Source organism: Azospirillum isscasi (assembly GCF_030849505.1).
Lineage (GTDB): Bacteria > Pseudomonadota > Alphaproteobacteria > Azospirillales > Azospirillaceae > Azospirillum > Azospirillum isscasi.
Window position 1 is genome coordinate 1 of the sequence record NZ_JAUJFI010000088.1, and the last position, 23,886, is coordinate 23,886.

Genomic DNA, 23,886 nt, shown 5'->3' on the forward strand with positions numbered 1-23,886 from the left:
GCCCCGGTGCTGGAGTCGCCGGGCGAGGCCGACCTGACCGCCCATGTGGACTTCGCCGCCATCGCCGCCGCCGCGCGGGACGGCGGGGCGGAGAGCTTCGGGCCGGTGGACCAGGGCGACTGGCTGGTCCGGCTGGGCATCCAGCCGCGCGCCGCCGCGCTGAAGCGCGGCGCCACCGCGAAGCAGGCCGCCGACATCGACTCCGCACTGGCCCGCTTGATCGCGCCGGACCAAATGGGCACCCTCTTCAAGGTTCTGGCCCTCGCCTCGCCTGGCCTAGGGGCGCCGGCGGGCTTCGAAAGCCCTGAACAGGCATCACAATAAGAGACAGCGACAGCAAAGGGACGGGTTCGTGATTACGCTTGGCGCGCTGAACGACATCACCCACATCCGACACGCCTTCTTCACCCGCACCGGCGGCGTGTCGACGGGGCTGTACGCCTCGCTGAACGCCGGCTTCGGGTCCGGGGACGCGCCCGCCGCCGTGGCGGAGAACCGCGCGCGCGCCGCCGCCCGGATGGACGTGCCGCCGGAACGCCTCATCACCTGCTATCAGGTGCACAGCCCGACCTGCGTCGCCGTCACCGAGCCCTGGACGCCCGATCGGGCGCCCCACGCCGACGCCATGGCGACCGACCGTCCGGGCATCGCGCTGGGCATCCTGACCGCCGACTGCGCCCCGGTGCTGTTCGCCGACGAGAAGTCCCGCGTGATCGGCGCGGCCCATGCCGGATGGAAGGGCGCCAAGGGCGGCGTGCTGGAGGCGACCATCGAGCGCATGGAGGAGCTGGGGGCCAAGCGCAAGCGCATCGTCGCCGCCATCGGCCCGTGCATCGCCCAGCGCTCCTACGAGGTCGGACCGGAATTCCCCGCCCCCTTCCTGTCGGAAGACCCGCGCAACCGCGACTATTTCGCGCCGGCCCGCCGGCCCGAGCATTTCCTGTTCGATCTGGCCGGCTACGTCACCCGCCGCCTGGGCGACGCCGGGGTGGAGATCATCCAGCGCTGCCCCAACGACACGGTGGTGGAGGAGGACCGCTTCTTCAGCTACCGCCGCTCCTGCCTGCGCGGCGAGACGGACTACGGGCGCGGCCTGTCGGCCATCGTCCTGCAGGGCTGAAGGCGAAAAGGAATATCCCCACTCTGAAATTGTTGTTACCTCTGACAGATTGCAGAACTACCGATTTCGGGTAAGATCGCAACCAATGGGAGGGCGTTCCGGGGAAGGGAGGCCGGCATGACGATGGACCTGAACCAGGGGGACGTGCACCAGAGGGACACGCATCGGGAGGACCCGCAGCGGGGCGAATGGCGCCGCGGGCGGATGGTGCTCGACAACGGCGATCTGGACGCCGACCACCGGGTGCAGCACGAGCTGATCCGCCGCTTCGTCGGGCTGCCCGGCGACGACTCCGGACGCCGGCAGGCGCTGGCCCTGCTGAACGAGCTGCGCCGCGTCTCGGTCCGCCATTTCCTGCGGGAGGAACGGGTGCAGGCGTCCATGCACTATCCGCATCTGGAGGAGCACAAGGCGCAACACCGCCGGCTGGCCGCCCTGCTGGACGACATCATCGGGCAGGTGGACGCCGGCGAGTCGGCCTTCGAATACGGCTATGTGAAGAGCAAGGCGGACGAACTGCTGCAATTCTGGTTCTTCGACCATTTCGCGAAGGCCGATCTGCCCATGAAATCCTACCTTGCGAAGTTCGCGGTGCGGTGATGCGGGGGGCGCCTGCGGCCACGCTTGCGCCATGCGGGATTCGCAGGGCCGGCTGGCTGCGGCGTCTTGGACCGCCCGTCATGGAACGTTTACATAGGTGCGGCCCTTTGTTATGGTCCGCCGCGTTTTCAAGGGGCGGCGTCGGCATGGGACTGACGGGCGCACCGGAACCTATTCCCTGCAGAGAGAGCCGACTGCGATGAAGGTGCTTGCCGGCAACAGCAACCGTCCGCTGGCCGAGGCCATCTCCACCTGTCTCGGCGTGCCGCTGACCAAAGCGAGCATCCGCCGTTTTTCGGACATGGAGGTGTTCGTCGAAATCCTGGAGAACGTGCGCGGCGAGGACGTGTTCGTGGTCCAGTCGACGTCGTTCCCGGCCAACGACAACCTGATGGAGCTGCTGGTCACCATCGACGCCCTGCGTCGCGGGTCGGCCCGGCGCATCACGGCGGTCCTCCCCTACTACGGCTATGCGCGCCAGGACCGCAAGACCGGCCCGCGCACGCCGATTTCGGCCAAGCTGGTCGCCAACCTCATCACCCAGGCCGGCGCCAACCGCGTGCTGACCATGGACCTGCATGCGGGCCAGATCCAGGGCTTCTTCGACATCCCGACCGACAACCTGATGGCCGCCCCGGTGTTCGAGAAGGACATCCGCGCGACCTTCGAGGACATCGGCGAGGTGACGATGGTGTCGCCGGACGTCGGCGGCGTGGTGCGCGCCCGCTCGCTGGCCAAGCGGCTGGACGCCGATCTCGCCATCATCGACAAGCGGCGCGAGCGCGCCGGCGTGTCGGAGGTGATGAACATCATCGGCGACGTGAAGAACCGCCGCTGCATCCTGCTGGACGACATCGTGGATTCGGGCGGCACGCTGTGCAACGCCGCGGTCGCCCTGATGGACGCCGGCGCGAAGTCGGTCCACGCCTATTGCACCCACGGCGTGCTGTCCGGCGGTGCCGTGGCCCGCGTGGCGGTGTCGCCGCTGGAGCAGCTCGTCACCACCGACAGCATCCAGGCGACCGAGGCGGTGCGCGTGTCCCGCAACATCCGCCAGCTCACCATCGCCCCGCTGCTGGCCGACGCGATTTCCCGCATCAGCGAGGAGCGTTCGGTGTCGAGCCTGTTCTCGTAAGGCGCCCGATTGCAAACGGAAAGCCCTTCCCCTTCGCGGGGGAAGGGCTTTTTTCATGGCGGGGCATCGCCGACTCTTTTCTTGACGCGGCGCCCGGCATGGCTTAATCACCGCGCCCACGCGTCAGCACCCCTGGAGGCTGGCGCTTTTTTCCGTTCAAGGAGTTCATCCGATGACGCAGATCGTTCCGCTCAGCGCCGAAGCGCGCGACCGGGCCGGCAAGGGGACCGCCCGCCAGACCCGTCGTGATGGCCGTATTCCGGCCGTGATCTACGGTGGCAAGCAGGCCCCGATCATGATTTCGCTGGACAAGTTCGCGTTCACCCGCGTCCTGAACCAGCCGGGCTTCTTCACGCACCTGTTCGACATCACGGTCGATGGCGCCACGCACCGGGTCCTGCCGCGCGACGTGCAGTTCCACCCGGTCACCGACGTCCCGCTGCACGTCGACTTCCTGCGCGTCTCCGCCGACACCCGCACCCACGTGCAGGTTCCGGTCGAATTCGTGGACCAGGACAAGTCGCCGGGCCTGAAGCGCGGCGGCGTGCTGAACATCGTCCGCCACGAGCTGGACGTGACCGTCTCCGCCGGCAACATCCCGGAGCACATCACGATCTCCTGCGAAGGCTACGACGTGGGCGATTCGATCCACATCTCCTCGGTGAAGCTGCCGGAGGGTGTGGCCTCGACCATCGCCGACCGCGACTTCACGATCGCGACGATCGTCGCCCCGTCGGGCCTGAAGTCCGAAGAGGCCGAGGGCGCCGAGGCCGCCGCTTCCTGATCGGAAGCCGGCTTGAGGGCTTGCGACGCTTCAGCGTTGCGACAGGGGGCTTCGGCCCCCTGTTTCGTTTCCGGCTTCCGCCGTTTCGAGATGAGGAAAGTTCGCCATGCTGCTGCTGGTGGGATTGGGCAACCCTGGCGCCGAATACGCGCGCAACCGGCACAACATCGGCTTCATGGCGGTGGAGGAGATCGCCCGCCGCCACGGCTTCGGCCCCTGGCGCAAGCGCTTCCAGGGCCAGACCGCCGACGGCACGGTCGGCGGCGAGAAGGTGATCGCCCTGGAGCCGCTGACCTTCATGAACGTGTCCGGCCAGTCGGTCGCCGCCGCACTCCAGTTCTTCAAGCTGAAGCCCGAGAATCTCGTCGTCATCCATGACGAGCTGGACCTTCCCCCCGGCAAGATCCGGGTGAAGAAGGGCGGCGGGCACGGCGGGCACAACGGCTTGCGCTCCATCGACGCGCATGTCGGCAAGGAGTACTGGCGCATCCGCCTGGGCATCGGCCATCCCGGCGACAAGGACCGGGTCAGCGGCTATGTGCTGCACGACTTCGCCAAGGCCGAGCAGAGCTGGCTCGATCCGCTGATCGACGCCGTGGCCGACGCCTTCCCCCTGGTCGTGAAAGGTCAGGCCGAGACTTTCATGAACAAGGTCACCTTGGCGACCGCCCCCGCCAAGTGAGGTTTTCCGTGTCCGTGCGGAACGGAGCGTCGCACCGGACAAAAACACACGCACATTGCGTAAAGTGACCTCATAGCCCGGCAAGGGGCGTGGGGCCGACCGACAGCCCTGGCTTACCGTCCGGGAGAGCGGGTCCCCCCTCCGGCCGCACGCACCGCCTGTGGGGCCTGAAAACGGGGCGGCTGCGCCACTTCTGCCGGGCATCGAATGGCGCTTCTTCCTGCTGCCCGACTGTGCGGACGATGCCGAGGAGATCCGCGGGCAGTTACGCCACACTGACCGCACCTATCGTTCAGCCATGGAACGGCGTTGGACATGCCTAAATTGAGTGGTCAACAAGCATTTGTTGCCGAAATGGCTGCCATAAATAGAGTGAAAGGCCATAACTCGCAATAGATGCCCGGACTAATCAATATGGTAGTCTTTCATCGCAAAAACCATTCGTATAATCTGGGCACACCCGATCACGGGGCGGCATGATTATTGCCTTGTGATTCCTATGAAACCGCTCGCGATGACTTGATCGCCCACCTGCGCAAGGGAGTCTTCAAGACAACCATCAGCATGGGCGTGTTCTGCCACGCATCGGGCTTTATGGGTCGAGGCGCCTTTGAACGGGTTTCCCTAATTTTCGGCAGTTGAGCGAATCCTCCGAATTCGAAAGTCATGTCTTCATGAAACTATGGGCATGGAAAATTACAAGGAGAGTGATCGCGCTGCTCACCGTGGGTGCTGTGGTTCTGCTTCTTGTGCGCGCCTACGACTCGCAACGTGGCCTGCCGCTTGAAATCTGGCACACCTTTTCACCACAGGAACTGCACAAGAAGGATCTGGAGAGCAGCGACTGGACCGACTACCTGAAGGCTGAGGCCGCCATCTTCGACAGCGTACGGGCAGAGGTCACCCGGAAGCTGCCTCCGGAAGAGCGCATTCCGGTCAACCGGTATTTCGATGGAAGTCCCATCTACCCCGGGCAGTTCGCCCAGGACTGGAACCGCTCCTACGTGCTTGAGCCCAACGGCCCTGTCAAAGGAGCGGTGCTGTTCCTTCACGGTTTGACCGACTCACCTTACAGCCTTCGTCACATCGCCCGCCTTTATCAAGCGTACGGCTTCGTCGCCATCGCCATCCGGTTGCCCGGGCACGGCACGGTTCCCGCTGGCCTGACGGACATCGAATGGGAGGATTGGCTGGCGGCCACCCGCTTGGCGGCACGGGAAGCACAGCGGCGCATCGCTCCGGACCAACCGTTCCATGTGGTCGGGTTTTCGAACGGCGGCGCGCTTGCTCTGATGTATGCGCTCGACACCCTCGACGAGGCCCGGCTGAAGCGTCCCGACCGCATCATTCTGATTTCGCCGATGATCGGGATCACCGCATTCGCGCGTTTCGCCGGTCTGGCCGGCTTGCCCGCGATCTTCCCCCCATTCGCCAAAGCCGCCTGGCTCAGCGTCGTGCCGGAATTCAACCCCTTCAAGTACAACTCGTTTCCGGTCAACGGGGCGCGGCAGTCGCATCTGCTGACCTCGGCTCTTCAGAACAGGATCGCCAGCCGCGCGGGTGGCAGGCTGGACGGTCTGGCCCCGGTCCTCACCTTCCAATCGGTGATGGATTTCACCGTCAGCACGCGCGCAATCCTGTCGGGACTGTATGCCCACCTGCCCGCCAACGGCAGCGAACTCGTGCTGTTCGACGTGAACCGCAACACCAAGTTCGGCCCGCTCCTGAGTTCGGCGTCCGACACCATGCTGGCGCGCATCCTGCCCGATCCGCCCCGCCGGTTCAGGACCACGATCATCACCAACGCCGATCCGGAGCGCACCGACGTGGTGGCGCGAACGATGGAGGCCGGCGCGGAGACGGAACAGGTGCAGGAATTGGGGTTGGTTTATCCATTCGACGTCTATTCGCTTTCGCACGTCGCCCTTCCATTCCCGACGACCGATTCCCTTTACGGCCTGCACCCCGACGCCGACGAGGATTTCGGCATCCATCTGGGCGCGGTGGCCGCTCGGGGAGAGCGTGGAGCGCTGATCGTCAGCATGGATGCCCTGCTCCGCATGTCGTCCAACCCCTTCTTCCCGTACCTGCGGGAGCGGATCGAGGAAACCCTGAAACGGGAAACGTCCGGGGAGGAGCCGAGCCACCCGTCGCCCAACGACCAATCTCCCTAGACACACAGGAAGGCGGTGAGGACATGCCCACCAAGAGGGTCGCGATCGCTTGCCAAGGGGGAGGAACGCACGCGGCGTTCACCTGGGGCGTCCTGAGAACCATCCTGATGACGAAGCGGATCTGGGATGAGAACCCGCGGAACGGCGACACCTTCGACATCGTCGCGCTCAGCGGCACGTCGGCGGGCGCGCTGTGCGCGCTGGCGGCGTGGTACGGCCTCGCCCCGAACACCGCCGACGCGGCGTGCGGCAGCATCGGCAAGGCGATCGAGCGCCTGGACTTCCTCTGGACGACCTTCGCCGCGACCACCCCGGCCGAGACCGCCCACAACCATCTGGTCGCCGCCTTGCTGGAGTGGAAATCGCAGGGATTGCCGCTGCCGGCGTCCAACCCTTATTCCACCGGCGGCAAACTCGGCGTGGCCGGCCTCAACATGATGGGAGCGCGCCGGCAGTATCTTGGATTCACGGAGTTGCTGAAGGACCTGTGTCCGGATTTCGAGGCGATCGATTGGCCGCGGGTGGCCGAAGCCGACATCCGGATTCTCGCCGGCGCCATCGAGGTGCTCAGCGGCAATTTCGAGGTGTTCGACTCCAACAAGACCCTCGAACAGATGGGCCTGAGGCCGGACGGCCGGGAAATCAGCCAATACGACATCACCCGCTGGCGCATGCGCCGGGCGATCTCGCTGGAAGGGGTGGCGGCGTCCGGGACGCTTCCGGAGGTTCTGCCCGCGCAGGTCATCCCCGGCATGGTGTTTCCGACCTGCACACCGGGCCGGACCGTCACCCGCAACGGGTACTATTGGGACGGCCTGTATTCGCGCAACCCCCCGGTGCGCGACCTTCTCGACGCCAGGGTGAAGGACGAAAAGCCGGACGAGGTCTGGATCGTGCGCATCAACCCCCAGGAGTTCCATCCCGCCTCACCGAACATCGGTCTCGAGGACATCCGGGACCGGGAGAACGATCTGGCCGGCAACCTGTCGCTCAACCAGGAGTTGGACGCCATCATGACGGTCAATCAATGGATCGAGCGCTACGGGAACGAGCGCCCGCCGCTGGACAACCACAAGATCGTCGCGGTCCGGACCATCAAGATGACCCGCGACACCGCCTGGGGTCTCAAGCACACCTCGAAGTTCAACCGCTGCCCGGACTACTTCGCGACGCTTCGCGAGGAAGGGCGAACCGTCACCGAACGGTGGCTGGCGGACTGGCGGAGGCTCGGCAAGGACTTCCTCCGCTATCCATACGACGCGCGCTACCCCGAACCGACCCAACCTCCATCGCAGGGAGCGTCCTGAGAAGGTCGCCACGGAGCCACCGCCATGTTCGATCTCGCCTCCGTCCTCGCCGCGCTCGCGCTGCTCATCGTCCTGGCCTATCGCGGCGTGACCCTGCTGATCGCGGCTCCGGCGGCCGCGCTGCTCGCGGCCCTGCTGACCGGCGGCCTGCCGATCCTCGGCGCCTACACCCAGATCTTCATGACCAACACCGGGTCCTTCATCATCTCCTTCTTTCCCCTGTTCATGCTGGGGGCGATCTTCGGCAAGCTGATGGACGACACGGGGTCGGCGCGGTCCCTCGCCCGGTTGGTCAGCGCCCGGCTGGGGCCGGACCGCGCGATCGTTTCGGTGGTGCTGTGCTGCGCCGTCCTGACCTACGGCGGCGTTTCGGCCTTCGTCGTCGCCTTCGCGATCTACCCCGTGGCCGCCGCCCTGTTCCGCAACGCCGACATCCCGAAGCGGCTGATACCGGGCGCCCTTGCGCTGGGCGCCTTCACCTTCACCATGTCGGCCCTGCCTGGAACGCCGGCGATCCAGAACGCGATCCCGATGCCCTTCCTGGGCACCACGGCGTTCGCCGCGCCGGGCCTCGGGATCGTCACCGGGCTCGTGATGTTCGTTCTGGGGGTTCTGTGGCTGGACCGCCGGGCCGCCGCCGCGAGAGCCTCCGGCGAGGGGTACGGCGACCATGTCGACAGCACTCCGGTGCTGGACCGCGCGATGCGCGAACGTGCGCAGTGCGAGGGGTTCGACATTGCCGAATTCTCCGCCGAGCCCACCCCGCGAGAACACGCCGACACGGAAAGCTTGCCACCGGCGGCGCTGGCGGTGCTGCCGGTCGTCGTGGTCATCGCCAGCAATTTCCTGTTCATCCAGGTCGTCGCCCCCCGGATGGACACCGCCTTCCTCGCCGAACCGCGGTTCGGGGCCACGACCATCGAGGCCGTGCGCGGCGTGTGGGCGGTCATCGTGGCGCTGTTCCTCGCCATCCTTCTGCTCGTCGCCGCCAACCGGAACCGCTTGGTCGATCTGCGCACCAGCCTGGACAAGGGCGCCGACGCCTCGGTCCTGCCGATCTTCAGCACCGCGAGCCTCGTCGGCTTCGGCGCGGTGGTCGCCGCCCTTCCGGTCTTCGAGGCGATCAGCCAAGCCATCCTGGCCATCGGCGGGGGCAACCCCCTGGTGTCGGTCGCGGCGTCCGTGACGGTTCTTTCCGCGATCACCGGCTCGGCGTCCGGCGGCATGAGCATCGCCCTCGATACGCTTGGCCCGAACTTCGTGGGCATGGCGCAGGCGTCCGGCTTTTCGCTCGACGTGATGCACCGGGTGACGGCGGTCGCCTCGGGCGCGCTCGACGCGCTGCCGCACAACGGCGCCGTCATCACGCTGCTCGCCGTCTGCAGGCTCAACCACCGTGACTCCTACGGCGACGTCTTCGTCGTCGCCACCGCCATTCCGATGCTCGCCTTGGTTGTTCTGATCGTTCTGGCCACCCTGTTCAAGCGCCTCGGAATCTAGGGAAATCGTCAAATCGGGATCGCCGGACGCCGCAAAAACGGGGAAGCCCATGAATTGCAATCGAGCCGAACGCGCACGCCGCCGATGGGCGCTGCTCGCCGTCGCACCGTCGATCCTGCTCGCGGCATGCGGTTCCGACGAGGAACCCGCCGCGGAGCCGGTCCGCCCCGTGCGGGTGGTGACGGTCGAAAGGCACGAGGGCGGCGAGACCCTATCGTTGTCCGGCCAGATCCAGGCGCAGGACGAGGTCAGCCTTTCGTTCCGCATCGACGGACGGATGATCGAGCGCTTGGCGAATGTCGGCGACCCGGTCGAAGCGGGGCAAGTGATCGCCCGTCTGGACCCGGAACCCGCGCGCAACGCCCTGAGGACGGCGCAGGCGAATCTGAACGCCGCCATGGGGCAGCAGACGCTGGCGCGCAACGACTACGAGCGGCAGGAAACCCTCCTGGGCCAGGGCTGGACCACCCGTGCGCGCTACGACGCGGCGGCGCAGGCCCTGAAGGCCGCCGCGGCGCAGGTCGATTCGGCGCAGGCGCAGTTCGACACCGCACAGGACCGTCTGGGCTACACGGAGCTGGTGGCCGACGGCCCCGGTACGGTCATCGCCCGCGGCGCCGAGCCGGGCGAGGTGGTGGCGGCTGGCCGCATGATCGTGCATCTGGCCCGCCGGGACGGGCGCGACGCCGTCTTCGACGTGCCGGCATCGGTGATCCGGACCGCACCCGCCAACCCCGTCGTCACGGTGACGCTGACCTCCGACCCCACCGTGCAGGCCATCGGCCGCGTCCGCGAGGTGGCACCGCAGGCCGACCCGGTGACCCGCACCTTCACGGTTCGGGTCGGCCTTCAGGACCCGCCCGACACGATGCGCCTCGGCTCGACGGTCAACGGGTCGATCCAGGCCGGCGGCGTCGGGGGGGTCGAGATCCCCGCCACGGCCCTGACCCAGGCGAACCGGCAGCCGGCGGTCTGGGTCGTCGATCAGGCGACGGGCATCGTCGCGCTGCGCAACATCGACCTCGAACGCTACGACCTCGCCCGCGTCATCGTCGCGCGCGGCCTCGAAGCCGACGAGATCGTGGTCACCGCGGGCGTGCAGGCGCTCCGTCCGGGTCAGAAGGTCCGCATCCTCGGGGCCGGGCCATGAGCGGTTTCAACCTCTCCGCATGGGCGATCCGGAACCGCTCGCTGGTCCTCTTCCTGATGATCGGGGTCGTCCTGGCCGGAACCGTCGCGTTCCTGAAGCTCGGCCGGGCGGAAGATCCGGCCTTCACCATCCGCACCATGGTGGTGCAGGCGCAGTGGCCGGGCGCCACCCTGGATGAAACGCTCCAGCAGGTGACCGAGCGGCTCGAACGGACGCTGCAGGAGGTGCCGAACCTCGACACGCTGCGCAGCTACACGGTTCCCGGTACGACGGTGATCTTCGTCGATCTGGTGGGAAGCGCCCATGGCCGCACGGTGAGCGACACCTGGTACGAAGTGCGCAAGACGGTCGGCGACATGCGGCACACGCTTCCGCCGGGCGTTCTCGGCCCCGGATTCAACGACGATTTCGGCGACACCTTCGGCATCATCTATGGCTTCACCGCCGACGGATTCACACACCGCGAGTTGCGCGACGCCGTGGAGGACATCCGCTCGCGCCTGCTGCTCATTCCGGACGTTTCGAAGATCGAGCTTCTGGGCGAGCAGGACGAGCGCGTCTACGTGGACTTCTCTCTGGAGACGCTGGCGGGCCTGGGGGTCGAGCCGGGCGCCCTGATCGCCGCGCTTCAGGCGCAGAACGCGGTGCGCCCGGCCGGCGTGCTGCGCACCGGCAAGGAGGCCCTCTCCCTTCAGGTCTCGGGCGCCTTCGCGTCGGAGCAGGACATCCTCGACGTCAATTTCGTCGCCGGCGGGCGCATGCTGCGCCTGCGCGATCTGGCCGAGGTGCGCCGCGGCCTCGCCGATCCGCCCCAGCCATTGTTTCGGGTGAACGGCGCCCCGGCCATCGGCGTCGCCATCGCGATGCGTCCGGGCGGCGACATCCTCGCGCTTGGCCGAAATGTTTCAACGGCGATGGCACGCATCGGCGCCGGCCTGCCGATGGGGATCGAGGCGCATCTGGTGGCCGACCAGGCGCGCACCGTGGACGAGGCGATCTCCGACTTCATCACGTCGCTGTGGCAGGCCGTCGTGATCGTGCTGATCGTCAGCTTCATCGCCCTCGGTCGGCGCGCGGGCACCGTCGTCGCGATCACCATTCCGCTGACGCTGGCCATCGTCTTCGCCGTGATGGATCTGCTCGGCATCGACCTGCAGCGCATCTCGCTGGGCGCGCTGATCATCGCGCTTGCCCTGCTGGTGGATGACGCCATGACCACCGTCGATGCGATGACCCGGCGGCTCGCCGCCGGCGACCGGAAGGAGGTCGCCGCCGTGTACGCCTACAAGGCGCTGGCCATGGCGATGCTGTCCGGCACGCTGGTGACCATCGCCGGCTTCGTGCCCATCGGATTCGCGCAAAGTTCCGCCGGCGAATACACCTTCTCCATCTTCGCCGTCGTGGGCATCGCGCTGATCGCGTCGTGGCTCGTCGCGACCGTCTTCGCACCGGTCCTGGGCATGCTGCTGTTGCGGCCGCCCAAGCCTGGGCAAGGCGGGGAGCCCGGTCCCGTGCTGCGGCTGTACCGCCGCGTGCTGGGCGCCGCGATCCAGGCCCGCGGGCTGACGATCGCGACGACGGCCGGCCTGTTCGTCGCCGCGATCCTGGCGTTGGGGCTGGTTCCGCGGCAGTTCTTTCCGCCGTCGGACCGCGTCGAGCTTCTCGTCGATTTTCGCCTGCCGCAGAACGCCTCGATCCACGCCACGCGCGAGGCGGTCGAGCGGTTCGACGCCCTGCTGGCGAACGAGCCGGAGGTTGCGCGCTGGAGCAGCTATGCCGGGCGCGGAGCGATCCGCTTCTACCTGCCGCTGAACGTCCAGCTCGCCAACCCCTTCGTCGGACAGGCCGTGATCGTGACCAAGGACGTCGCGGCGCGCGAACGGCTGCAATCCCGGCTGGAGACCCGGCTGGCCGAGGAGTTTCCGAACGCCGTCACCCGGGTTTACCCGCTGGAACTCGGGCCGCCCGTGGGATGGCCGCTCCAGTACCGCGTCGTCGGGCCGGACCCGGGCGAGGTGCGCGAGATCGCGCTGAAGCTCGCGCAGGTCGTCGCGACCTTTCCCGAGACGCGGCGGATCAACTTCGACTGGATGGAGACGGCCCGCAAATTGCGGGTGCGGATCGACCAGGACGAGGCACGGCGCCTGGGCTTGAGTTCGGCCGCCGTTGCCGGGATGCTGAACGCCGCCGTCTCCGGAAGCGCCGTCACGCCCATCCGCGACGGGATCTACCTGATCGACGTTCTGGCACGGGACGCCCGTGGGCAGACCCTGTCGGTGGAAACGCTGCGCAGCCTGCCGGTGTCCCTGCCGAACGGACGAAGCGTTCCGCTGAACCAGTTGGCGTCCTTCGGCTACGCCCAGGATCTCCCGCTGGTCTGGCGGCGGGGCCGGCAACCGACCCTGACGCTTCAGGCGGACGTGGCGCCCGGCACCCTGCCGGAATCCGCCATCGAAGCCCTGGCGCCCCGGATCGCCGACCTGTCGGCCACCCTGCCCCCGGAATACCGCATCGAGGTCGGCGGAATCGCGGAGGAAAGCGCCAAAAGCCGCGCGTCGGTCTTCGCCGTCATTCCGTTGATGCTGCTCCTCGTGCTGACCGTGCTGATGATCCAGCTCCGCAGCTTCCAGCGCCTGGCGGTCGTGCTGAGCGTGGTGCCGCTCGGTCTGATCGGCGTCGTGCTGGCGTTGCTGGCGTCCGGCCAGCCGCTCGGCTTCGTCGCCATCCTTGGGGTCCTCGCGCTCGTTGGCATGATCGCGAAGAACGCGGTGATCCTGATTGAGCAGATCGAGGCGGAGCGGGCCGCCGGACGCGCCATCCCGGACGCCGTGATCGAAGCCTGCGGCTCCCGGTTCCGCCCGATCATGCTGACCGCCGCCTCCACCATACTCGGGCTCATCCCCATTGCCTTCACCGTGTTCTGGGGTGCGATGGCCTTCGCGATCATGGGCGGCCTTCTCGTCGCGTCACTGCTGACGCTCGTCTTCCTTCCGACGCTCTACGTGGCGTGGTTCGGCAGCCGTGAAGCGGTGTGCAGGCCAGCTCCGGTTCCGCCGTCGACGGTGCGGCCGCCCCGGGACGTTCGGTCTTGAACGCGGAGTTGACGATGCGGGTGGAAATGAAGAGCGATGCCATCGACGTCAGGCTCAGCCGCCTGTCGCAACTGTTCGACAGCGTCGATCCGTCGCCCTTCCGCGAAGGCCGTCTGACGGCAAGCGCCGAGGAGTATTTCCTGAGGCGCGTGAAGGCTCAGCCCAGGAACCAACCGGTTCGCATCGTCATCCATCTTCCGGCCGGGGAAATGACGCGGTCCCCGCCATTCGACGTCGCCGCCGCGCTGACCGGCCATTTCGCCGCCTGTGCCGCCGGCGAGGCGAAAAGGATGAGCGAATCGATCCGGACGTGGCGTCAGGCGGCCTTGATCGGCTTCGTGGTGCTGTCAATCTGCCTTTTCCTTGCTTGGCAGATTTCCAACAATCTTCCGGCCCGCCCGATGACCCGGATTTTGCAGGAGAGCTTCGTCATCCTTGGTTGGGTCTCGGTCTGGAAACCCATCGAAACCTTTCTTTACGAGCTGCTGCCACCGGAGAAGCGCCGCCGTCAGCAGCTTTTTCTTCGCCTCTCATCCGCCGAAGTCGTTGTGTGCGATCATTCCTAGCGATCCGGCCCGCAGCGGGCCGCATCCCTGCGGGTTGAGGCCGACGCCGCCATGCCGGTATGATGGCGCTCTCTTCAAGCCGCGTGGCCGCCATGTCCAGCAAAGAAACCAGCGCCAAGGAATCCGACGATCCCGAATTCGAGGCGCTGATCCGCTACATCCAGGAAAGCCGGGGACTCGATTTCCGCGGCTACAAGCGCACCAGCCTGCAACGGCGCATCCGCCGCCGGATGGAGGAGGCCGGCTGCGATGATTTCGCCACCTACCATGGCCTGCTGGAGGCCGATCCGCAGGAATTCATCCATCTTTTGAACACCGTTCTGATCAATGTGACGTCCTTCTTCCGCGACACCGAGGCATGGGACGCGCTGAGGAAGGAGGTCGTGCCGCAGATCCTGGCGCAGCGCGACGACGGCCCCATCCGCATCTGGAGCGCCGGCTGCGCGTCGGGGGAGGAGCCTTACTCCCTGGCCATGCTGTTTGCGGAGGCGCTGGGCAAGGAAACCTTCATCAACCGGGTGAAGATCTACGCCACCGATCTCGACGACGCGGCTCTGAACACCGCCCGGCACGCCATCTATTCCCCGCGCGACGTGGAGACTGTGCCGTCGCCGCTGCTGGAACGGTATTTCGAGCGCACCAGCAATCACTATGTCTTCCAGCGCGACCTGCGCAAATGCGTGATCTTCGGGCGCCACAATCTGGTGACCGACGCCCCGATCTCGCGCATCGACCTGCTGGTCTGCCGCAACCTGTTGATCTACCTGGAAAGCGAAACCCAGAACATCGTCCTGCCCCGCCTGCACTACGCGCTGAGCAACAACGGCGTCCTGTTCCTCGGCAAGGCGGAGACGCAGCTTGCCCGCTCCAAGATGTTCGAGCCGGTGAACCTGAAGAGCCGCATCTTCCGCAAGGTGCCCCAGGAATGGCGGCGCAGCCTGGCCGGCAGCCTGACCATCGCGCCGGAGCACGGCAACCACCGGCAGAGCTTCCAGAGCCGCCTGATGGAAGGCATCGTGGACAGCAGCGCCACCGCCTACCTTTCGGTCAACGGCGAGGGCATCCTCGTCTTCGCCAACGCCATGGCCCGGCGGCTTCTGGACATCGGCGAGATCGACATCGGGCGACCGTTCCAGGATCTGGCGATCTCCTACCGCCCGGCGGAACTGCGCTCCCGCATCGAGGAGGTGCAGAAGACCGGGCGCATGGCGCGCATCGAGCATCAGGAGTTCACCCGCCCGCCGGGCGAGCCGATGCGCCTGACCATCGAGATCTCCCTGCTCTACGGGCGCGACGGCAAGCCGTTCGCCACGCTGCTGGGCTTCACCGACACCAGCCGGCACTTCCAGGTGCAGCAGGAACTGGAGGCCGCGCAGGAGAGCCTGGAGACGACAATCGAGGAGCTGCAAAGCTCCAACGAGGAGCTTGAGACCACCAACGAGGAACTTCAGTCCACCAACGAGGAGTTGGAGACGACCAACGAGGAACTCCAGTCCACCAACGAGGAACTGGAGACCATGAACGAGGAGCTGCGCTCCGCCAACGAGGAGCTGGAGGTCGCCAACGAGGAGCTGCGCCGCCAGGGCGAGGAATCCGGGGAGTTCCGCCGCTACTCGGAATCGATCCTGCGCAGCATGGACGTGGGCATCATCGTTCTGGACCAGGATTTGTGCGTGCGCTCCTGGAACCGCTGGGGCGAGAACATGTGGGGCCTGCGCGCCGAGGAGGCGCAGGACGAATATTTTCTCGACCTCGACATCGGCCTGCCGGTGCAGCGGCTCCGCGCCGACCTGGAAGGCGTCCTGCGGAACGAGGCGCCGCAGCCGCCCGTCGTGCTGACCGCCGTGGACCGCCGTGGCCGTGCGGTGACCTGCCGGGTCCGGCTTTCGCCGCTGCTGTACGAGGCCCGTGAGACGCACGGCGTCGTCCTGATCATCGAGGACGTCACCGAACAAACCCGGACCGAAGCCTTCGCCGGCCATCTCGGGCGGATCATCGGCGAATCCCTGAACGAGGTCTATTTCCTGGACCCCGCCAGCTTCCATTTCCTTCTGGTGAACCGCGGGGCCGAGACGAAGCTGGGCTACAAGCTGGACCATCTGAAGCGGCTGGCCGTCCACGACCTGATGCCCGAGGTGTCGGCCGAACGGTTCCGGACCCTCGTCGCCCCGCTCCTGTCCGGCGCCAAGATGGAGGTGGTCTTCGAAACGGTGATGGAGGGCAGCCACCGCGGCCCCTACCCGGTCGAGGTCTGTCTCCAGCTTTTCGGGAAGGAGCGGCCTCCGATCCTGGTCGCCATCGTGCACGACACCACAGAACGCCAGCATCTGGGCGCGGGGGGCGGCGACAAGGCGGCGGTGAAGTAAGGCGCGGGCGGAACCGGTCCGGCGCTTCATTCCGGCAAACCGCCCCGTCAATCCTCCCCTTCGGCGGCCATGCCGCCCGCCAGTTCCTGGCCTTGGTGGGACAGGACCTCCTTCAGCATCGCGACGGTCCGCTCGGCCTCCCGCGCCGCCCGGGTCCAGTTGGCCTCGACGATCGCGTGCCCGTGCTCCCGGGCCCGGTCGGCCAGACGATGGAACATGATCACGCGGTCCTCATGGGTGCGCAGGGCGACCCAGATGGCCTGTTCGATCGACTCCCGATGGGAGTCGGCCAGCGCCGCGGGGCCGTAGGCATGGCCGATCTTGCAGCGGAAGCGCAGCAGCGGGCCGTCCTCGATCTCCACCAGATTGCCGCCGCATTCGGGGCAGCTCAGCGTGCTCGGCCGACCGACGGCGGCGGTCAACTCCGGCACCGCGTCGAACTCGTTCTCGGAAATGCGCGCCTCGGTCGCGATGTCGGCGGGAACCGGCACCGCGGGTCCGGGCGGTTCACCCAGAAGGCGGGCCAGCAGCGCCGGCAGGTCGGACAGCGGGGCGCAGGCGTCCACGGAGACATGCCGCATGGCGTTGCGCGGCATGTTCGGCCATTCCGCGTCCTCCGGGTCCTGCACCATCGTGAACCCGCCGCACCGCTTCACGGCGCGCAGCCCGGCGGTCCCGTCGTCCAGCGTGCCGGTCAGGATCAGCCCCACCACCCGCGCACCATAGGCGACCGCCACCGAACGGAACAGCGGGTCGATGGCCGGGCGGCAGCGGTTTTCCCGCGCGCCGCGCCGCACCAGCACGCTGCCGTTCCTGACCAGCAGATGGCGGTCGGGCGGAGCGACGTGAATCCAGCCGGCGCGCACCGGTTCCCCGTCTTGGGGGTGGAAGGCGGGAAGCCATCCGGCGCGCGACAGAACCGTTGGCAGCACGCTCTGCGTCGCGCCGATGTGCTGAACGACGAAGACCGTGGCCGTCACATCGCGCGGCATCGCCGCGAACAGCCTCCGCAGGGCGGCGATGCCGCCGGCGGAAGCACCGATAACCAGGACGTTCCTTTTTTCCATCGCCGGCAACAACGGTTTCTGCGTGCAAGTTTCTGCTTGCACAGGGACAACAGCGCCGCGGACAGGAAATTCCGGCTTTGGTTCTATCACTTTTCTACACGCGCACTGTTGAGCAGGCTGTGCGATCATTCGTTCCCGAAAAGAGGAGGGAGCGTGGCGAAATCGGCATCCGTCGGTACCGGGAATGATACGCGCGATCCTGAACGCGAAATGTTGCGGCGGCGCGTCTCGGAGTTGGACCGGAGCCTGGAACAGGCTCTGGTGACGGCGGAGGACGCGCAGGAGGAAGTCCGTCTTCTCGCCGCCGACCGGGTTCAACTGGAGGAGGAATTGAAGGCGCAGCGGGAGGAGATCGCCACGCTGCGGAGCCGCCTCGCCCTGTCCGAATCCCGCCGGGCGGAGCTGCTCGACGCCCTGGCCGACTCCGACCGGCGGCTGAGCGTCCTCCGCCGGGACGAGACCCACCTGTCGGAAGAGCTCCAGACCTCCTATGAGGAGCTTCAGGTGCTTAGCGCGGAGCTGGAACAGACGAACGTGGAGCTGGAACAGCGGGTGGAGGAGCGCACGGCCCAGCTCGCCGAGAGCGAGCGGCGGTTCCGCACCCTGTTCGAGACGATGGACGAGGGCTTTCTCCTCGCCGACGTGCTGTTCGACGGCGACCGCCCGGTGGACGTCCTCTATCTGGAAATGAACCCCGCGGCGCGGCGGACGGCCGGCGAGGATTTCGTCGGACGGCGTTTGACGGAGATCAGCCCGGCCTTCGAAGCGTACTGGTACGAGGTGTTCGGCCGGGCGGCGCGCGACGGGGAATCGGTGCGGACGGAGCTTTACGCGGCACCGCTGGAGAAGTGGATCAACTTCTACGTCTTCAGGGTCGGCGCTCCCGAGCAGCGGCGCATCGCCGTGATCTTCCGGGACGTGACGGAGCGGAAGAAAGAGCAGGAGCAGCTCGAGCGCGCGAAGGAGGCCGCGGAGGCGGCGAACCGGGCCAAGACCAAGTTTCTCGCCGCCGCCAGCCACGACCTGCGCCAGCCGATCCAGGCGGCGGCCCTCTACGCCCATGTCCTGTTCGGGTCGGTCGGCGCGGACCCGGTCGCCCGGGAATCGGTCAGCCGGCTGAAGGCGTCCATCGACAGCCTGAACGGCATGCTGAGCGGGCTGCTCGACCTGTCCCGGCTGGAGGCCGGCGTCATCGAGGTGTCGGTCACCGACTTCGTGCCCGAGGCCCTGATGGGCCGGCTCGCCGAGGAATTCCGCGGCGTGGCGGAAGCGTCGTCCATCGAGCTGCGCTGCCGGACCAGCCGCACGCCGGTGTCCACCGACCCGCATCTTCTGGAACGGCTGCTGCGCAACCTGCTGTCCAACGCCATCGCGCATGGCCGGCCCAAGGGCAAGGGCGGCGGCCGGGTGCTGGTCGGCTGCCGCCACCGGGCGAACGGCGTGGAATTCCAGGTGTGGGACAACGGGCCGGGCATCCCCGAAGACGCCCGCGACGCCATCTTCGAGGAGTTCCGCCAGCTCAACAACCCGGAGCGCAACGCCACGCAGGGGTTCGGGCTGGGGCTGTCGATCGTGTCGCGGATCGCCCGCCTGCTGGGGGTGGAGGTGGTCCTGCGGTCGCGGGTCGGATCGGGCTCGGTCTTCTCGGTGACCGTGCCCTACGCCCGCCGGCACGAGGCGGGCCCCGCGGCGCTCCCGGCCCCGGGCGCCGACCGGGAGCTGCGGTTGAAGGGGCGCACGGTGCTGCTGGTGGAGGACGACGAGCAGGTCCGCCGCAGCATGACCTTGATGCTGAGGCGCTGGGGGCTGCACGTGGTCGCCGTCTCCTCGACGGCGGAGCTGGCCGCGATCCTGCCCCGCATGCGGCGCCCGCATGTGGTCCTGACCGACTATCGCCTGCCGGGCGGCGATTCCGGTCGCTCGGTGGTCGAGCTGGTGCGCCGGCGCTGGCCCGTGCCGGGGGTCATCATCACCGGCGACACCGCCCCGGAACGGCTGCGCGAGGCCATGTCGCTCGGCTGCCGCCTGCTGCACAAGCCGGTGCTGCCCGCCGATCTGGCCGGGGCGCTGAGTGAGGTGATGCATTCCTGACAAGGGTTACGAGAGCGGTCACCGCAGGACGCTCCGAACATTTCACGGCGCATTCCACGACGCGGGGTGACGCCTCCCCAAGTCCGCGCCGGCATCCCCGGCAGGCCAACGCACAAAACAAGCGCGCCGGGCGCAATTTGACAACCTCCATCGCGCAACAATTGTTGCCTGTGCGCCATCTTCAATTGCGCAGAAGCCCCCCTTTGCGATAATGTCCTTAAATTCGTTAAGGTTTGAACGCTTTTTCCGTAGAGGAGGGCGCGGCGTCGTGAAGGCGGATACGGTGACGAAGGGCTTGGCCCGGCTGGGTGGACTCCTCCTGATCGCGGCGGCCGCGACGCTGGCCGGCGCGGGAGCGCCGCGTCCGGCACAGGCGGCTTCGACGCTGGTGTTCTGCTCGGAAGGGAATCCGGACAATCTGGCCCCGGCGCTGGCCCGCACCAACACCAGCTTCGACGCGATCCTGCACGCCTACGACACGCTGGTGCGCTTCGACGCGGCGACGAAGACCATCGTGCCGGCGCTGGCGGAATCCTGGACCATCTCGCCGGACGGCACCGTCTACACCTTCAAACTGCGGCCCGGCGTGCGCTTCCACGACACGCCGGGCTACACGCCCACGCGCACGCTGACCTCCGCCGACGTGCTGTTCAGCTTCTTCCGGCAGTGGCGCAAGGACCACCCGTACCACGCGGTCGGAAACGGCGCTTACAACTACTTCAACGACCTGTCCATGGGCTCGATCCTGAAGTCGATCGAGGCGGTGGACGAGCTGACGGTGCGCTTCACCCTCAACCGGCCCCAGGCGCCGTTCCTCGCCAACCTGTCGATGGTCTTCGCCGCCATCACCTCGGCGGAATACGCCGACACCATGGCCAGGCGCGGCACGCCCGACCTGTTCGACCTGGAACCGGTGGGCACCGGGGCGTTCCAGCTTCTCTCCTACCGCAAGGACAGCCTGCTCCAGTACAAGGCGTTCGAGGGGCATTGGGCGGGGCGCCCGCCGCTGGACAATCTGGTCTTCGCCATCACCCCCAACGCCACGGTCCGGCTGAACCGGCTGCAGGCCGGCGAATGCCACGTCATGCCCTACCCCAATCTGGCCGACCTGCCGAAGATCCGAAGCACCCCGTCGCTGACCCTGCTCCGGCAGGAGGGCTACAACGTCGCCTTCCTCACCTTCAACGTGGAGAAGAAGCCGCTGGACGACGTGCGGGTGCGCCGGGCGATCAGCATGGCGATCGACAAGGAGACGCTGGTGGACGCCATCTACGGCGACACCGGACGCACCGCCAAGAACCCGCTGCCGCCGACGAGCTGGGGCTACAACGACGCCATCGCCGACATCCCCTACGACCCCAAGGGCGCGACCCAGCTTCTCGCCGAGGCCGGCCACGCCAACGGCTTCGAGCTGGAGCTGTGGCACATGCCGGTGGCCCGGCCCTACATGCCCGCCGGCAAGCGCGCCGCGGAGATGATGGCCAACGATCTGGCCCAGGTCGGCATCAAGGCGACGCTGGTGACCGACGACTGGTCGGTCTACATGAAGCGGCTGATGAACGGCGACCACCAGGCGGGCATGATCGGCTGGACCGGCGACAACAGCGACCCGGACAACTTCCTCTACACGCTGCTGAGCTGCGAAGGCGCCCGCAAGGGCGGCGGCAACATGGGCAAATGGTGCGACCGCGCCTTCGACGGCATCATCATCGAGGCCAAGCAGACCACCGACGTCGCCAAGCGCACCGCGCTTTACCACAAGGCGCAGGAGATCTTCAAAGATCAGGCGCCGTGGCTGCCGCTGGCCCATTCCATGGTGTTCATGGTGCTGCGCGAGGAGGTGAGGGGCTATCAGATGAACCCCTTCGGCCTCCACCTCTTCCACCACGTCGATCTGGCCCAGTGACCGGCGGCATGAGGTGACGATCCGCACCAACATCGCCCAGCGCATCGCCGCGGTCGGCGGCATGCCGGTGCTGGTGGCGGCGGCCATCGCCATCGTCGCGTGGTTCCTGCTGCAACAGTCCGACCGCGCCCATGGCTCGGTCGTCACCGCCGGGACGATCTACCGCGAACTGCTGGGGGCGGAGGCGGCGCGCTCCGACTACCTGAACATGGCGGCCAGCCGGCGCGGGGCGCAGGCCACCCGGTTCGACGCCCACACCGGCGAGGCGCGCCGCCATCTCGACGCCCTGGCCGCCGCCACCGAGGACGACGCGCTGGAGGCCGCCGTCCGCGACACGCGGCGGATCCTGGACCGCTACGCCACGCAGATGGAGGAGCTGAAGGCCGTCACGGAGCAGAACGACTCCCTGATCGGCGCCATGGCCCAGCAGGCGGCCCGGCTGATCGACATCACCGACGCCGCCCGCCAGCGCCAGCACCTCGCCAACCTCGGCTATGCCGAGACGGTGGCGGAGTCCGACCGCCGGCTCAACCTGCACCGCGACGTGCTGGACAACGCCCGCAGCATCTACGCCGCGCTGGCCGGGCTGTGGCGGCACGAGGCGGCCCGGCTGTCGCAGGCCCAAACGCAGGGGGGCCAGACGCACGACACCGGCGTGCTGATGCTGCGCCTGACCAACAGCGCGGAGGCTCTGGAGGAGGCACTGGCGCGGGCCGCCGCCAGCGAGGGCCGCGGAAGCCGGGGCCAGAAGCGCATCATCGCGGCGGTCTCGCAGGTTTCCAGCGCCCTGATGGAGGGCGGCGACATCCGGGACAGCGCGCAGGAGCTGGAAAAGCGCATCGACCAGATCCTGAACATCTACGGCACGGCCTACGCCGCCACGCTGAACGAGGTCACCGAACTCACCGCCCACGCCGTGTCGGCCAACGAGACCGAACAGCAGGCGCAGAGCGTGACCATCGCCGTGTTGAAGCTGGCGCACAGCACCGCCGATGCGGTCGGCCACCGCGACATCGGCGCGACCATCGCGCTGATCACCGACGGCGCGGCGGTGGAGGAGCAGATCGGCCGCATGTCGCTGCCGCCGCTGGTCCGCGGCGACATGATGTCCGCCGTGGCCGGCTGGCGCGAAAGCCTGGATCAGGTGCGCCAGGGGCTGAGCCGCCAGGAGCTGATGATCGCCCGGATGGACGCGGACGCGAAGGAGATGGCGTCGGGCGCCCGCGCACTGAACGACGTCTTCCGCAGCAACGCCGAGACCATCGGGGCCTTCCTGCGGACCGCCCTGGTGCTGGGGGCCACCGCCGGCCTGCTGCTGGCGATCGCCGGGGCCTTCTACGCCGCGCGCTCGATCACCCGCCCGCTGGACCGCCTGCGGCGGCAGATGGTCCATCTGGCGGGTAATCCGCTGACCGGGGATATCGTGGACACCGGGCGCCAGGACGAGGTCGGGGCCATGGCCCGCTCGGTGCAGCATTTCGTCACCGAGATCGCCCAGCGGGAAACCGCCCTGCACGAGGCCAAGAACCAGGCGGAGGACGCGACGCGGGCGAAGTCCTCCTTCCTGGCGGTGATGAGCCACGAGATCCGCACACCGATGAACGGCGTGACGGCGATGGCAGAGATGCTCGACCAGACCGACCTGACGGAGGAGCAGCACGGCATGCTGGGCGTCATCCGGTCGTCGGCCCAGGCGCTGCTCATCATCATCAACGACATCCTGGACTTCTCCAAGATCGAGGCCGGCAAGCTGGAGATCGAATCCGTCCCCTTCTCCCCCCTGGAGGTGGTCGAGGAGTCGGCGGAACTGGTGGCCGGGCGCATCGAGGAGAAGGGCCTGCAACTCTCCGTCGATGTCGGTCCGGGGGTTCCCGACCGGCTGACCGGCGATCCGACGCGGGTGCGCCAGATCCTCATCAACCTGATCGGCAACGCCGTCAAGTTCACCGAAAAGGGCGGCGTCGCGGTGACGGTGACCACCGAACCGCTTCCGGCGGGGGATGGCGGGGTGATGCTGCGCTTCGCCGTGGCCGACAGCGGGATCGGCCTGACCGGGGAGCAGCGGGCCAAGCTGTTCCAGCCCTTCCAACAGGCCGACAGTTCCACCTCCCGCCGCTTCGGCGGCACCGGGCTGGGGCTGACGATCTGCCACAAGCTGTGCAGCATGATGGGGGGCGGCATCGGCGTGGAGTCGGTGTTCGGCGAGGGCTCCACCTTCTGGTTCGAGCTGCCCTTCGCGGTGGCCGCCCCCTCCGCCGACTGCCCGCGCCCCGAAGCGGCGGCGGCTCCGGCGGTGGCGGTGGACGACGCCCGCGTGGTCGCCATCGGCATCGACGGCGCCGGGCG

The 23,886-nt window shown here is 67.6% G+C and carries 17 protein-coding genes; 16 read left to right on the top strand and 1 reads right to left on the bottom strand.

Annotation, left to right across the window (positions count from 1 at the left end):
- The 13 genes from QSG27_RS17300 to QSG27_RS17360 all read left to right on the top strand — a co-directional run.
- Positions 1-324, top strand: a 324-nt coding sequence (locus tag QSG27_RS17300; protein ID WP_306708257.1) for an SAM-dependent methyltransferase, incomplete at its 5' end; no start/stop codon positions are given.
- Positions 325-352: 28 nt separating this feature from the next.
- Complete coding sequence (pgeF, locus tag QSG27_RS17305) at positions 353-1,120, top strand: peptidoglycan editing factor PgeF (protein WP_306708259.1); 768 nt, start codon at positions 353-355, stop codon at positions 1,118-1,120.
- A gap of 117 nt (positions 1,121-1,237) precedes the next feature.
- Positions 1,238-1,720 (top strand): bacteriohemerythrin, encoded by a 483-nt coding sequence (locus QSG27_RS17310; RefSeq protein ID WP_306708261.1) that lies wholly within the window; start codon positions 1,238-1,240, stop codon positions 1,718-1,720.
- 199 nt (positions 1,721-1,919) lie between these two features.
- Positions 1,920-2,855, top strand: coding sequence for a ribose-phosphate pyrophosphokinase (locus QSG27_RS17315; RefSeq protein ID WP_306708263.1), 936 nt, complete (start codon positions 1,920-1,922; stop codon positions 2,853-2,855).
- Positions 2,856-3,027: 172 nt separating this feature from the next.
- Positions 3,028-3,639 (top strand): 50S ribosomal protein L25/general stress protein Ctc, encoded by a 612-nt coding sequence (locus tag QSG27_RS17320; RefSeq protein ID WP_306708266.1) that lies wholly within the window; start codon positions 3,028-3,030, stop codon positions 3,637-3,639.
- A gap of 106 nt (positions 3,640-3,745) precedes the next feature.
- Positions 3,746-4,321 carry an aminoacyl-tRNA hydrolase gene (pth, locus tag QSG27_RS17325; protein WP_306708268.1) on the top strand — a complete coding sequence of 192 codons (576 nt, stop codon included), beginning with the start codon at positions 3,746-3,748 and terminating at the stop codon, positions 4,319-4,321.
- Positions 4,322-5,028: 707 nt separating this feature from the next.
- Positions 5,029-6,495 (top strand): alpha/beta hydrolase, encoded by a 1,467-nt coding sequence (locus QSG27_RS17330; protein WP_306708269.1) that lies wholly within the window; start codon positions 5,029-5,031, stop codon positions 6,493-6,495.
- Positions 6,496-6,518: 23 nt separating this feature from the next.
- Positions 6,519-7,802, top strand: coding sequence for a patatin-like phospholipase family protein (locus QSG27_RS17335; RefSeq protein ID WP_306708270.1), 1,284 nt, complete (start codon positions 6,519-6,521; stop codon positions 7,800-7,802).
- A 24-nt stretch (positions 7,803-7,826) separates the two neighbouring features.
- Entirely contained in the window at positions 7,827-9,302 is a 1,476-nt protein-coding gene (locus QSG27_RS17340) for a GntP family permease (RefSeq protein WP_306708271.1), read from the top strand.
- 49 nt (positions 9,303-9,351) lie between these two features.
- Entirely contained in the window at positions 9,352-10,452 is a 1,101-nt protein-coding gene (locus QSG27_RS17345) for an efflux RND transporter periplasmic adaptor subunit (protein WP_306708273.1), read from the top strand.
- A complete protein-coding gene (locus tag QSG27_RS17350; RefSeq protein WP_306708274.1) occupies positions 10,449-13,544 on the top strand; it encodes an efflux RND transporter permease subunit in 3,096 nt (1,031 codons plus the stop codon). The genes QSG27_RS17345 and QSG27_RS17350 overlap by 4 nt, the downstream gene beginning before the upstream one ends.
- The gene (locus tag QSG27_RS17355) at positions 13,541-14,110 is read left to right on the top strand and encodes a hypothetical protein (protein WP_306708276.1); all 570 of its coding nucleotides are present in this window, start codon (positions 13,541-13,543) and stop codon (positions 14,108-14,110) included. The genes QSG27_RS17350 and QSG27_RS17355 overlap by 4 nt, the downstream gene beginning before the upstream one ends.
- A 92-nt stretch (positions 14,111-14,202) precedes the next feature.
- Positions 14,203-16,476 carry a CheR family methyltransferase gene (locus tag QSG27_RS17360; protein ID WP_306708278.1) on the top strand — a complete coding sequence of 758 codons (2,274 nt, stop codon included), beginning with the start codon at positions 14,203-14,205 and terminating at the stop codon, positions 16,474-16,476.
- Between the two features lie 47 nt (positions 16,477-16,523).
- On the opposite strand, the gene QSG27_RS17365 is transcribed toward QSG27_RS17360, so the two are convergent.
- Entirely contained in the window at positions 16,524-17,543 is a 1,020-nt protein-coding gene (locus tag QSG27_RS17365) for a chemotaxis protein CheB (RefSeq protein WP_306708280.1), read from the bottom strand.
- A gap of 210 nt (positions 17,544-17,753) precedes the next feature.
- Here QSG27_RS17365 and QSG27_RS17370 point away from each other — a divergent pair, with 210 nt between their 5' ends.
- The 3 genes from QSG27_RS17370 to QSG27_RS17380 form a co-directional block, all read left to right on the top strand.
- Positions 17,754-19,634, top strand: a complete 1,881-nt coding sequence (locus QSG27_RS17370) for an ATP-binding protein (protein WP_306708281.1) — start codon at positions 17,754-17,756, stop codon at positions 19,632-19,634.
- Between the two features lie 268 nt (positions 19,635-19,902).
- A complete protein-coding gene (locus QSG27_RS17375; protein WP_306708282.1) occupies positions 19,903-21,540 on the top strand; it encodes an ABC transporter substrate-binding protein in 1,638 nt (545 codons plus the stop codon).
- A gap of 13 nt (positions 21,541-21,553) precedes the next feature.
- A partial coding sequence (locus QSG27_RS17380) for an ATP-binding protein (protein WP_306708284.1) occupies positions 21,554-23,886 on the top strand: 2,333 nt, incomplete at its 3' end.

Bases quoted from the DNA above. Each gene is read 5' to 3' on its own strand.
- pth (WP_306708268.1), top strand. From the start codon at position 3,746: ATGCTGCTGCTGGTGGGATTGGGCAACCCTGGCGCCGAATACGCGCGC.
- QSG27_RS17365 (WP_306708280.1), bottom strand. From the start codon at position 17,543: ATGGAAAAAAGGAACGTCCTGGTTATCGGTGCTTCCGCCGGCGGCATC.
- QSG27_RS17340 (WP_306708271.1), top strand. From the start codon at position 7,827: ATGTTCGATCTCGCCTCCGTCCTCGCCGCGCTCGCGCTGCTCATCGTC.
- QSG27_RS17310 (WP_306708261.1), top strand. From the start codon at position 1,238: ATGACGATGGACCTGAACCAGGGGGACGTGCACCAGAGGGACACGCAT.
- QSG27_RS17370 (WP_306708281.1), top strand. From the start codon at position 17,754: ATGTTGCGGCGGCGCGTCTCGGAGTTGGACCGGAGCCTGGAACAGGCT.
- QSG27_RS17360 (WP_306708278.1), top strand. From the start codon at position 14,203: ATGTCCAGCAAAGAAACCAGCGCCAAGGAATCCGACGATCCCGAATTC.
- QSG27_RS17350 (WP_306708274.1), top strand. From the start codon at position 10,449: ATGAGCGGTTTCAACCTCTCCGCATGGGCGATCCGGAACCGCTCGCTG.
- QSG27_RS17345 (WP_306708273.1), top strand. From the start codon at position 9,352: ATGAATTGCAATCGAGCCGAACGCGCACGCCGCCGATGGGCGCTGCTC.
- QSG27_RS17320 (WP_306708266.1), top strand. From the start codon at position 3,028: ATGACGCAGATCGTTCCGCTCAGCGCCGAAGCGCGCGACCGGGCCGGC.
- QSG27_RS17315 (WP_306708263.1), top strand. From the start codon at position 1,920: ATGAAGGTGCTTGCCGGCAACAGCAACCGTCCGCTGGCCGAGGCCATC.
- QSG27_RS17335 (WP_306708270.1), top strand. From the start codon at position 6,519: ATGCCCACCAAGAGGGTCGCGATCGCTTGCCAAGGGGGAGGAACGCAC.